11 protein-coding genes and 1 riboswitch are annotated in these 11827 nt (G+C 58.0%); of the genes, 8 read left to right on the top strand and 3 right to left on the bottom strand.

The annotated features are described in order from the left end of the window. Positions 1–31 precede the first annotated feature (31 nt). From leuA to leuD, 4 genes are read left to right on the top strand one after another with little or no spacing between them, the layout of a single operon-like run. Entirely contained in the window at positions 32–1603 is a 1572-nt protein-coding gene (gene leuA / locus NQ230_RS19600) for a 2-isopropylmalate synthase (RefSeq protein WP_024907451.1), read from the top strand. After that, positions 1603–2694, top strand: coding sequence for a 3-isopropylmalate dehydrogenase (gene leuB, locus NQ230_RS19605; RefSeq protein ID WP_023310385.1), 1092 nt, complete (start codon positions 1603–1605; stop codon positions 2692–2694). The genes leuA and leuB overlap by 1 nt, the downstream gene beginning before the upstream one ends. A gap of 2 nt (positions 2695–2696) precedes the next feature. Beyond that, entirely contained in the window at positions 2697–4097 is a 1401-nt protein-coding gene (leuC, locus tag NQ230_RS19610) for a 3-isopropylmalate dehydratase large subunit (RefSeq protein WP_121425012.1), read from the top strand. 10 nt (positions 4098–4107) lie between these two features. After that, on the top strand, positions 4108–4713 hold the full coding sequence (gene leuD / locus NQ230_RS19615) for a 3-isopropylmalate dehydratase small subunit (protein ID WP_159515507.1): 606 nt from the start codon (positions 4108–4110) through the stop codon (positions 4711–4713). A gap of 92 nt (positions 4714–4805) precedes the next feature. Here the strand turns inward: leuD and NQ230_RS19620 are convergent, their stop codons facing one another. From NQ230_RS19620 to sgrT, 3 genes are all read right to left on the bottom strand, one after another. Beyond that, on the bottom strand, positions 4806–4958 hold the full coding sequence (locus NQ230_RS19620; RefSeq protein ID WP_010427008.1) for a Hok/Gef family protein: 153 nt from the start codon (positions 4956–4958) through the stop codon (positions 4806–4808). A gap of 217 nt (positions 4959–5175) precedes the next feature. Then, entirely contained in the window at positions 5176–6354 is a 1179-nt protein-coding gene (locus NQ230_RS19625; protein WP_159515506.1) for a sugar efflux transporter, read from the bottom strand. 119 nt (positions 6355–6473) lie between these two features. Then, positions 6474–6626: a glucose uptake inhibitor SgrT gene (gene sgrT / locus NQ230_RS19630; protein ID WP_159515505.1), complete on the bottom strand. Its 153-nt coding sequence runs from the start codon at positions 6624–6626 to the stop codon at positions 6474–6476. 88 nt (positions 6627–6714) lie between these two features. Between sgrT and sgrR the strand changes: the two genes are divergently transcribed. The 4 genes from sgrR (at position 6715) to thiQ (ending at position 11793) form a co-directional block, all read left to right on the top strand. Next, positions 6715–8370 carry an HTH-type transcriptional regulator SgrR gene (gene sgrR, locus NQ230_RS19635; protein ID WP_257258755.1) on the top strand — a complete coding sequence of 552 codons (1656 nt, stop codon included), beginning with the start codon at positions 6715–6717 and terminating at the stop codon, positions 8368–8370. Positions 8371–8406: 36 nt separating this feature from the next. Continuing rightward, a riboswitch (TPP riboswitch) is annotated at positions 8407–8507 on the top strand. Positions 8508–8538: 31 nt separating this feature from the next. Then, positions 8539–9522: a thiamine ABC transporter substrate binding subunit gene (gene thiB, locus NQ230_RS19640; RefSeq protein ID WP_257258757.1), complete on the top strand. Its 984-nt coding sequence runs from the start codon at positions 8539–8541 to the stop codon at positions 9520–9522. Beyond that, the gene (gene thiP / locus NQ230_RS19645) at positions 9498–11108 is read left to right on the top strand and encodes a thiamine/thiamine pyrophosphate ABC transporter permease ThiP (RefSeq protein ID WP_257258758.1); all 1611 of its coding nucleotides are present in this window, start codon (positions 9498–9500) and stop codon (positions 11106–11108) included. Before thiB ends, thiP begins: the two co-directional genes overlap by 25 nt. After that, positions 11092–11793 (top strand): thiamine ABC transporter ATP-binding protein ThiQ, encoded by a 702-nt coding sequence (gene thiQ, locus NQ230_RS19650; protein ID WP_193941231.1) that lies wholly within the window; start codon positions 11092–11094, stop codon positions 11791–11793. Before thiP ends, thiQ begins: the two co-directional genes overlap by 17 nt. Positions 11794–11827: the final 34 nt, after the last annotated feature.

The following is an 11827-nucleotide window of genomic DNA, read 5'->3' on the forward strand; positions in this document are numbered from 1 at the left end:
AGGCGCCCTAAGACTGACAAGGACCTAACCCATGAGCCAGCAAGTCATTATTTTCGATACTACTTTACGTGACGGTGAACAGGCATTGCAGGCAAGCCTGAGTGTAAAAGAGAAACTGCAGATCGCGCTGGCTCTCGAACGTATGGGTGTCGACGTGATGGAGGTCGGTTTCCCGGTCTCGTCTCCGGGTGATTTCGAATCCGTCCAGACTATCGCTCGCACCATTAAAAACAGCCGCGTGTGTGCCCTGGCGCGCTGCGTAGAGAAAGACATCGACGTTGCCGCCGAGTCATTGAAAGTCGCCGAAGCGTTCCGTATCCACACCTTTATTGCGACCTCGCCTATGCACATCGCAACCAAGCTGCGCAGCACGCTGGATGAGGTGATTGAGCGCGCAGTCTATATGGTTAAGCGCGCACGCAACTATACCGATGACGTTGAATTCTCCTGTGAAGATGCGGGCCGTACGCCAATCGAAGACCTGGCGCGCGTTGTGGAAGCCGCCATCAACGCGGGCGCGAAAACCATTAACATCCCGGACACCGTCGGCTACACCATGCCGTTTGAGTTCTCTAACATCATCACCGGCCTGTATGACCGCGTACCGAATATTGATAAGGCAATTATCTCCGTCCACACCCACGATGACTTGGGTCTGGCCGTGGGCAATGCCATCGCCGCCGTCCACGCCGGGGCGCGTCAGGTTGAAGGCGCGATGAACGGTATCGGCGAACGCGCGGGCAACTGTTCGCTGGAAGAAGTGATCATGGCGATCAAAGTGCGCAAAGACATCATGGACGTGCACACCCGCATCAATCACAACGAAATCTGGCGCACCAGCCAGACCGTCAGCCAGATTTGCAACATGCCCATTCCGGCTAACAAAGCGATTGTCGGCACTGGCGCCTTCGCACACTCCTCCGGTATTCACCAGGATGGCGTCCTGAAGAACCGCGAAAACTACGAAATCATGACCCCGGAATCTATCGGCCTGAATCAGGTGCAGCTGAACCTGACCTCCCGTTCCGGCCGCGCGGCGGTTAAGCACCGTATGGAAGAGATGGGTTACAAGGACAGCGATTACAACATGGATCAGCTGTACGACGCATTCCTGAAGCTGGCCGACAAAAAAGGTCAGGTGTTCGACTATGACCTGGAAGCGCTGGCCTTTATTAACAAGCAGCAGGAAGAGCCAGAGCACTTCCGTCTGGATTACTTCAACGTGCAGTCCGGCTCCAGCAACATCGCCACCGCCTCGGTCAAACTGGCCTGCGGTGATGAAATTAAAGCAGAGGCCGCGAACGGTAACGGCCCTGTCGATGCCATCTACCAGGCGATTAACCGCGTCACCGAGTACGACGTTGAGCTGGTGAAGTATGACCTGACGGCCAAGGGCCACGGCAAAGATGCACTGGGTCAGGTCGACATTGTTGTTACCCACAATGGCCGCCGCTTCCATGGCGTGGGCCTGGCGACCGATATCGTTGAATCCTCCGCGAAAGCGATGGTGCACGTTCTGAACAACATCTGGCGCGCCGCCGAAGTCGAAAAAGAGTTGCAACGCAAAGCTCAGAATAAAGAGAACAACAAGGAAACCGTGTAATGTCGAAGAATTACCATATTGCTGTGTTACCGGGCGACGGTATTGGTCCGGAAGTGATGGCACAGGCGCTGAAAGTACTGGAAGCCGTTCGTGCGCGTTTTGCGATGAAAATCACTACCAGCCACTACGACGTGGGCGGTATTGCGATTGATAACCACGGTACGCCACTGCCGAAAGCGACCGTGGAAGGCTGCGAAAATGCCGATGCCGTGCTGTTTGGTTCCGTCGGTGGCCCGAAATGGGAACACCTGCCGCCGGCAGAGCAGCCAGAGCGCGGCGCGCTGCTGCCGCTGCGTAAACATTTCAAGCTGTTCAGCAACCTGCGTCCGGCGAAGCTGTATCAGGGTCTGGAAGAGTTCTGCCCGCTGCGCGCGGATATCGCCGCCAACGGTTTCGACATTCTGTGCGTGCGTGAACTGACCGGCGGGATCTATTTCGGTCAGCCAAAAGGGCGCGAAGGCAGCGGACAACACGAGAAAGCGTTCGACACCGAGGTGTATCACCGTTTCGAAATCGAACGTATCGCCCACATCGCGTTCGAGTCGGCACGCAAACGCCGCCATAAAGTGACCTCCATTGATAAAGCGAACGTGCTGCAGTCTTCCATTTTGTGGCGCGAGATCGTCAGTGAAGTGGCTAAGCAGTACCCGGACGTCGCGCTGTCGCACATGTACATCGACAACGCGACCATGCAGCTGATTAAGGATCCGTCCCAGTTTGACGTGCTGCTGTGCTCCAACCTGTTCGGCGATATCCTCTCTGACGAGTGCGCGATGATCACAGGCTCCATGGGCATGCTGCCCTCCGCAAGCCTGAATGAAGAAGGCTTTGGCCTGTACGAGCCTGCGGGCGGCTCCGCGCCGGATATCGCAGGCAAGAACATTGCCAACCCGATTGCGCAGATCCTCTCCCTGGCCCTGCTGCTGCGCTACAGCCTGGATGCAGGCGATGCGGCAACCGCAATTGAGAACGCCATTAACCGGGCGTTAGAAGAAGGCGTCCGTACCGGCGATTTAGCTCGCGGCACGGCGGCAGTCAGTACCGATGAAATGGGCGACATTATTGCCCGCTATGTCGCTGAAGGGGTGTAATCATGGCTAAGACGTTATATGAAAAGTTGTTTGATGCGCACGTTGTTTACGAGGCACCAAACGAAACCCCGCTGCTGTACATTGATCGTCATCTGGTGCACGAAGTGACCTCTCCTCAGGCATTTGACGGCCTGCGCGCGCACAAGCGTCCGGTACGTCAGCCGGGTAAAACCTTCGCGACGATGGATCACAACGTATCCACCCAGACCAAAGACATTAATGCCTCGGGTGAGATGGCGCGTATCCAGATGCAGGAGCTGATTAAGAACTGCAACGAGTTTGGCGTTGAGCTGTACGACCTGAACCATCCGTATCAGGGCATCGTCCACGTGATGGGGCCTGAGCAAGGGATCACCCTGCCGGGCATGACCATCGTCTGCGGTGACTCCCATACCGCGACCCACGGCGCGTTTGGCGCGCTGGCGTTCGGTATCGGCACGTCTGAAGTGGAACATGTGCTGGCAACGCAGACCCTGAAACAGGGCCGCGCCAAAACCATGAAGATTGAAGTGAAGGGTAAAGCCGCACCGGGTATTACCGCAAAAGACATCGTGCTGGCCATCATCGGTAAAACCGGCAGCGCGGGCGGCACCGGTCATGTTGTTGAATTCTGCGGTGAAGCCATCCAGGCGCTGAGCATGGAGGGACGCATGACCCTGTGCAATATGGCCATTGAGATGGGCGCAAAAGCCGGTCTGGTCGCGCCGGACGACACCACCTTTAACTATGTGAAGGGTCGTCTGCACGCGCCGAAAGGTCAGAATTTTGACGACGCGGTCGCGTACTGGAAAACCCTGAAAACCGACGATGGGGCAACGTTTGATACCGTTGTCACGCTGCAGGCTGAAGAGATTGCGCCTCAGGTGACCTGGGGCACCAACCCGGGTCAGGTGATTTCCGTCAACGACGCCATTCCCGATCCGGCCTCCTTCGCCGATCCGGTCGAGCGCGCCAGTGCGGAAAAAGCGCTGGCCTATATGGGGCTGAAACCCGGCGTGCCGTTGACCGACGTAACCATTGATAAGGTCTTTATCGGTTCCTGCACCAACTCCCGTATCGAAGATTTGCGTGCCGCCGCCGAGATTGCCAAAGGCCGCAAAGTGGCACCGGGCGTGCAGGCGCTGGTGGTTCCTGGCTCCGGTCCGGTGAAAGCCCAGGCGGAAGCCGAAGGTCTGGATAAGATCTTTATCGAAGCGGGCTTCGAGTGGCGCCTGCCTGGCTGCTCCATGTGTCTGGCCATGAACAACGATCGCCTGAATCCGGGTGAGCGCTGCGCCTCTACCAGCAACCGTAACTTTGAAGGCCGTCAGGGCCGCGGTGGGCGCACCCATCTGGTCAGTCCGGCAATGGCCGCCGCTGCGGCAGTCACCGGCCATTTCGCCGATATTCGCAGCCTGAAATAAGGAGACAATCATGGCAGAGAAATTTACCCAACATACGGGCCGTGTTGTCCCGCTGGACGCCGCCAACGTCGATACTGACGCTATTATTCCGAAACAGTTTCTGCAGAAGGTGACGCGTACCGGTTTTGGCGCACATCTGTTTAACGACTGGCGATTCCTGGACGATAAGGGCGAAGTGCCTAATCCGGAATTCGTTCTGAACTTCCCGGAATACAAAGGCGCCTCCATTTTGCTGGCGCGGGAAAACTTTGGCTGCGGCTCATCCCGTGAACACGCGCCGTGGGCGCTCACCGACTACGGCTTTAAAGTGGTCATTGCCCCAAGCTTCGCGGATATCTTCTACGGTAACAGCTTCAACAACCAGCTGCTGCCGGTGACGCTGAGCGATGAACAGGTCGATGAATTGTTCGCGCTGGTTAAGGCGAATCCGGGCATTTCGTTTGAAGTGGATCTGGAAGCCGAAGTGGTGAAAGCCGGGGATAAGACCTACAGCTTCAGCATCGATGCCTTCCGCCGTCACTGCATGCTGAACGGTCTGGACAGCATTGGTTTGACGCTCCAGCACGAAGACGCCATCTCAGCGTACGAGAAAAAACAGCCTGCGTTTATGGGCTAAAGGCAATGGCCCGCAAAAAGCGGGCCATTGATAAGGGTGCGTTGAGGCTCAACCACTCTGGAGAGGCGAGGAAATTTCCCCCGCCAATACCGCTAACGTTTTGCTTCGTAAGCCAACACTGCCGCCAGCTCTGTTTTCTCCTGTCTGAAGTGCAGCTCGCACAGCGAGTCGCGCACCATCCAGGTGAAGATCAACAGCGTCGTACAGATCAGAAACAAACCTAACAGCAGAGTACGTTTTGGCATTCCAGCCTCCTTATTGCTTTTCGGCAATGAAGAGACTAACCTCGCAATGTTGGTTGTGAAGTTGGTCTCCCCATCAGTTTTTTTGATGTGGGACTCTCCACTGTTTGCCTCTTGCGAAAGCCTGAGGCAAACAGCCTCAAGCACCCGCCACGCACTCTATTCTCCTTCCAGGTACCTGTCAGAAAGTCGTTTCATTTCGTGAAGCCGCCTTCCAGAATCAGACATCCTTAACCCGGCAGGTCAGCCCAAGCGTAACCACCGAAATCGCGGCAATCATCCAGTAAACTGAGCCATGCCCATAGCTTTGCGCCAGCGCCCCCTGAATGACGCCTGCCAGAATCACTCCGGTTGAAATACTGTTGGTAAAAAGCGTGGTCGCCGAGCCGGCACGACCGGGCATGAGATCCTGAAACCAGAGCATGCCGATCCCGGCAACAATCCCGATAAACACGGCGTTAAACAGCTGCAGCGCCAGCAACGCTTCACGCGAATGGAAAAGGATCAGCCCCGCGTAGAACAGCACCCCGGCCGCCACGGCGACGATCATCATCCGACGCTTTCCAAAGCGCTTAACGTAGTAACCCGCCAGAATCATCGCCGGAATTTCCAGACCGGCAGCGGTCCCCATTAAGATCCCCGCGAGTTTGTCCGGTAAACCCAGATCGCTGCTGATCCACAGCGGCATATCGATGATGTACATGGTGTTGCAGGTCCACATCAGCGTGGAGGCAATAAACAGCATGCGGACGTTTTTGTCCTGCCAGCCGCTCACCTGGGTGACAGGTTTATCCGTCGCCTGTTCGACGCGCGCCACGGACGGCAGCGCGAAGGCAATCAATACCAGGCTGATGACAAAAATCCCGGCGGCGATGGAGAACATGGCGGTAAAGCCGTAGTTCAACGCCAGCATGAAGGCCAGCGGCGGGCCAATGACCCACGCCAGCGAGAGCTGGGCACGCATCACCGAGCTGAACATCACCACTTCCCGCGCCGAGTTATCCGCGTATTCACGGGCCAGCGCGAACAGCTGCGGCATGGCGGTGTTCGCCAGCGACGCCAGCAGCACGCCGCAGGTAATGAGCGTCAGGTAATGGCGGTTAAAGGCAAAGAGCAGCGCGTTGCCCACGGCCATGGCGCAGCAAAAGAGGATCAGCCTGCGGCGATCGCCCTGGCTGTCCGATCGTTTCGCCAGCGCGAGGCTGACCAGGATCCCGGCAATGGCGTTGACGGTATAAAACAGGCCGACCCAAAACGGCTGTGCCCCCACCTCGCGGCTGAGAAACAGGCTCAGCGTCGGTGCCTGCAGCGCCCCCGCCACGCCCATCATAAAGGCCACCAGCATAAAAGCGGCATATACGCCGTTCAGGCGTCGCCCCATCGTCATCAACCACAGCATGCGCAAGTCCTTGTGAAAGCGAATCGAAATTGGGTGAATAGTAAACGAAAAAAGCCAGCAAAAACATTTTGCTGGCGGGTGATAAGCACCAATACTCAGTCACACATGATCGAGGCGAGTCAGCGGGAAGAGGCCGGTTCCGTAACGTCCCACTGCATCAGTTCTTCTAACATTTTCAGCCGTTGCTCGGCACACTGGCGGGCCAGCCAGGACGATCCCTTCGTCGCTGAAAAGTACTGCTGATAAAACTGACGTGCGGTAGACCTCTTCATAATTTACCTCCTCGCTTCATCGAGGAGAATTATTGGCCTAATATAGGGATAAATAAATTGCTGGTTTTTTGTCAGGAGTTCCCCTTTTATGCCTTCCGGTCGTCTGCAACAACAGTTTATCCGCCTCTGGCAGTGCTGCGAGGGGCAATCGCAGGAGACCACGCTCAACGAGCTGGCGGACCTGCTTAGCTGTTCCCGCCGCCATATGCGCACGCTGCTCAACACCATGCAGCAGCAGGGTTGGTTAAGCTGGGAAGCGGAGGCGGGACGCGGCAAACGCTCGCGACTGACCTTTCTCTATACCGGGCTGGCGTTGCAGCAGCAGCGCGCGGAAGACCTGCTGGAGCAGGACCGCATCGATCAGCTGGTCCAGTTGGTGGGCGACAAGGCCGCCGTGCGCCAGATGCTGGTTTCCCATCTCGGGCGCAGCTTTCGTCAGGGCCGACACATCCTGCGGGTGCTCTACTATCGCCCAATGAAAAATCTGTTGCCAGGCACGGCCTTACGCCGCTCTGAAACCCACATGGCCCGGCAAATCTTCAGCGGCCTGACGCGGATAAATGAGGAAAACGGGGAACTGGAAGCAGATATCGCGCACCACTGGCAGCAGGTTTCCCCGCTTCACTGGCGCTTCTTCTTACGCCCCGGCATCCACTTTCACCACGGCCGCGAGCTGGAAATGCACGACGTCATCGCCTCTCTGGAACGCGTCCGCAAGCTCCCGCTCTACTCCCATATCTCCCGCGTCCACTCCCCCACGGCCTGGACGCTGGATATCGAGCTGTCGCAGCAGGATAAGTGGCTTCCCTGGCTGCTGGGCTATGTGCCGTCGATGATTTTGCCCGGCGAGTGGGAATCGTTGAACAACTTTGCCAGCCAGCCGATTGGCACCGGGCCCTACTCCGTCTCCCGCAATAACAGCAACCAGCTGAAAATCCGCGCGTTCGACGACTACTTTGGCTATCGGGCGCTGATCGACGAAGTGAACGTGTGGGTATTACCGGATCTCAATGAAGACCTGAGCTGCGGGCTGACGCTGGAAGGCCCCACCACGGGAGAAAAAGCCGTAGAGAGTCGCCTGGAAGAGGGATGTTACTATCTCCTCTTTGACCGCCGCACCCACCGTGGGGCAAATCAGGCCGTGCGCAAGTGGGTCAGCCACGTTTTGTCCCCTTCCAATCTGATCTACCATGCGGAAGAGCAGTACCAGACATACTGGTTCCCGGCGTACGGCCTGCTTCCGCGCTGGCACCACGCCCGCCCGGTGCACTGCGACAAACCCGCCGGGCTGGAGTCCATCACCCTGACCTACTACCGCGAGCACGTGGAGCATCGTTTTATCGCCAGAATCATGACCCGACTGCTGGCAGCCGAGGGGGTCACGTTAGACGTCAGAGAAGTGGACTATGACGAATGGCATCAGGGTGAGATCGCCAGTGATATCTGGCTCAACAGCGCCAACTTTACCCTGCCGCTCGATTTTTCCCTTTTCTCGCATCTGTATGAAGTGCCTCTCATCCAGCACTGTATCGACCGTGACTGGCAGCAGGACGCCGCCCAGTGGCGCGCGGGCGAAATGAATCTTGCGGCGTGGTGCCAGCAACTGCTGGGCGAGCAGGCGATCGTGCCGTTGATCCACCACTGGCTGATGATCCAGGGCCAGCGCAGCATGCGCGGCCTGCGGATGAATACCCTGGGCTGGTTTGATTTTAAATCCGCCTGGTTTGCGCCGCCGGAGCCATAACGCTTCCGTAATATTCACCAAATCATTACAATAGCGCCGTTCTCAACGGGGTGCTGCATCACAGATGTGCGCTGAGATAATACCCGTCGAACCTGATCCGGATAACGCCGGCGAAGGGATTTGAGGCTGTCGCTCAAAATCCTTTGCCACTCAACTTTGAGGTGCAAAGTGTTAAAAAAAGTTCTCCCCCTGCTGGCGCTGTTTGCGCTGCCTGCTTTTGCGAAGCCCGTCCTGACGGTCTACACCTATGACTCCTTCTCTGCCGACTGGGGCCCTGGCCCGGTGGTCAAAAAAGCCTTCGAAGCGGACTGTAACTGCGAGCTGAAGTTCGTGGCGCTGGAAGATGGCGTTTCTCTGCTCAATCGTCTGCGCATGGAAGGGAAAAACAGCAAGGCCGACGTGGTACTCGGGCTGGATAACAACCTGCTGGAAGCCGCCTCGCAAACCAAACTGTTTGCCAAAAGCGGCGTTGCGGCAGATGCCGTTAACGTGCCGGGCGGCTGGAAAAACGACACCTTTGTGCCGTTCGACTACGGCTACTTTGCGTTCGTGTATGACAAAAACAAGCTGAAAAACCCGCCGAAGAGCCTGAAAGAGCTGGTGGAAAGTGACCAGAAATGGCGCGTGATTTATGAAGATCCGCGTACCAGCACGCCGGGCCTGGGCCTGCTGCTGTGGATGCAGAAGGTCTACGGGGATAAAGCGCCGGAAGCGTGGCAGAAGCTGGCCGCCAAAACCGTCACCGTGACCAAGGGCTGGAGCGAAGCCTATGGCCTGTTCCTGAAAGGCGAAAGCGATCTGGTGCTGAGCTACACCACCTCTCCGGCCTACCACATTATCGCCGAGAAGAAAGATAACTATGCTGCCGCTAATTTTGCTGAAGGGCACTATATGCAGGTGGAAGTCGCCGCGCGTACCGCCACCAGCAAACAGCCGGAGCTGGCCGAGAAGTTCCTGAAGTTCATGGTTTCACCGGCGTTCCAGAATGCGATTCCCGCAGGCAACTGGATGTATCCGGTCACTAACGTTACCCTGCCCGCAGGTTTCGAGCAGCTGACCAAACCAAACACCTCGCTGGAGTTTACGCCGCAGCAGGTCGCCGCGCAGCGTGCAGCATGGGTAAGTGAATGGCAACGCGCCGTCAGCCGTTGATTCCCGGCTGGTTACTTCCCGGGCTGCTCGCCGCCATAGTGATGGTAGTGGTCAGCCTGGGGGCTTTTCTTGCACTGTGGTTCAACGCGCCAGAGAGTGACCTGCTCGCCCTCTGGCACGACAGCTATCTCTGGCACGTGATCCGGTTCTCCTTCTGGCAGGCGTTTCTTTCTGCCCTGCTGTCGGCGATCCCGGCCATTTTTCTTGCGCGCGCCCTGTATCGTCGGCGTTTCCCCGGCAGGCTGGCACTGCTGCGCCTGTGCGCCATGACGCTGATCCTGCCCGTGCTGGTGGCGGTATTTGGTATTCTGAGTGTCTACGGCCGCCAGGGCTGGCTGGCTACGCTGTTCGGCCTGTTTGGTCTGGAATGGTCATTCTCTCCCTACGGCCTGCAGGGCATTCTGCTGGCGCACGTCTTTTTCAATATGCCGATGGCAACGCGCCTCTTCTTGCAGGCGCTGGAAAACATTCCCGGCGAACAGCGTCAGGTTGCCGCCCAGCTCGGCATGCGCGGCTGGTCATTCTTCCGCTTCGTCGAATGGCCGTGGCTGCGCCGCCAGCTTCCCCCCGTCGCGGCGTTAATCTTCATGCTCTGCTTTGCCAGCTTTGCCACCGTGCTGTCGCTCGGCGGCGGGCCGCAGGCCACCACCATTGAGCTGGCGATTTACCAGGCGCTAAGTTACGACTACGATCCCGGTCGCGCCGCGCTGCTGGCGATGGTGCAGATGGCGTGCTGTCTTGCGCTGGTGCTGCTGAGCCAGCGGCTGAGTAAAGCCATTCCCGCGGGCAGCAATCAAATAACCGGCTGGCGCGATCCGCAGGACAGCCTGCACAGCCGCGTCACCGATTTTATCCTGATTGCGCTGGCGCTCCTGCTGCTGCTGCCGCCGCTGATGGCCGTTATCGTTGACGGACTGAACCGCAATCTCATATCCGTCCTGCAACAGCCCGTGCTCTGGCAGGCCACCTGGACCTCGCTGCGTATCGCCCTGGCGGCTGGGTTACTGTGCGTCATGCTGACCATGATGCTGCTGTGGAGCAGCCGTGAACTCTATGCCCGGCGGGCCCAAAAGGCCGGACAGGCGCTGGAGCTGACGGGCATGCTGATTCTGGCGATGCCGGGCATCGTGCTGGCGACGGGCTTCTTTTTACTGTTCAACAGCACCATCGGTCTGCCGCAAAGCGCCGACGGCATTGTGATTTTCACTAACGCTCTGATGGCCATTCCCTACGCGCTCAAAGTGCTGGAAAACCCGATGCGCGACGTCAACAGCCGCTACGGTTTGCTGTGCCAGTCGCTGGGCATGCAGGGCTGGCAGCGGCTGAAGGTGGTCGAACTGCGCGCGCTAAAACGCCCGCTGGCGCAGGCGCTGGCGTTTGCCTGCGTGCTGTCGATTGGGGATTTTGGCGTGGTGGCTCTCTTTGGCAATGACGATTTCCGCACGCTGCCATACTGGCTCTATCAGCAAATCGGCTCTTATCGCAGTCAGGACGGCGCGGTCACCGCGCTGTTACTGCTTCTGCTGTGCTTTGCCTTATTTACCGCTATCGAAAAACTTCCGGGGCGTGATGTTAAAACTGACTGATGTAACCTGGCTTTACCAGCATCTGCCGATGCGCTTCACACTCTCCGTGCGCCAGGGGGAGATGATCGCCGTACTTGGCCCAAGCGGCGCGGGAAAAAGCACGCTGCTTAACTTGATTGCGGGTTTTCTGCAGCCAGCAAGCGGCGCGATCGTCATTGAAAATCACGATCATACCTACACGCCGCCCGCAAAACGTCCGGTCTCAATGCTGTTTCAGGAAAACAACCTGTTTACCCACCTGACGGTGCGGCAAAACATCGCGCTGGGAATGCATCCGGGACTCAGGCTGAACGATGCCCAGCGCCAGAAGCTGGAGATTATCGCCGCACAGATGGGGATCGCTGAATTCATCGACAGGCTGCCAGGCGAGCTTTCCGGCGGCCAGCGTCAGCGCGTGGCGCTGGCGCGTTGTCTGGTGCGCGAGCAGCCAATCCTGCTGCTGGATGAGCCGTTCTCGGCGCTCGATCCCGCACTGCGTCAGGAGATGCTAGCGCTGGTGCAGGACGTCTGTCAGCGCCAGCAGCTGACGATGCTGATGGTGTCGCACAGTATCGAAGATGCCGCCCGCATCGCGCCGCGATCGGTGGTGATTGCCGAAGGGCGTATTTTGTGGGATGGACGTACAGAAGAACTGCTGAGTGGTAAAGCGGGGGCGTCTTCGCTGTTGGGCATTCGTGCGGTCTGATGCCCTCTCCCACGGGGCTGAGGGTTCCCCACAA

Source organism: Enterobacter asburiae, from assembly GCF_024599655.1.
Taxonomy (GTDB): Bacteria; Pseudomonadota; Gammaproteobacteria; order Enterobacterales; family Enterobacteriaceae; genus Enterobacter; species Enterobacter asburiae_D.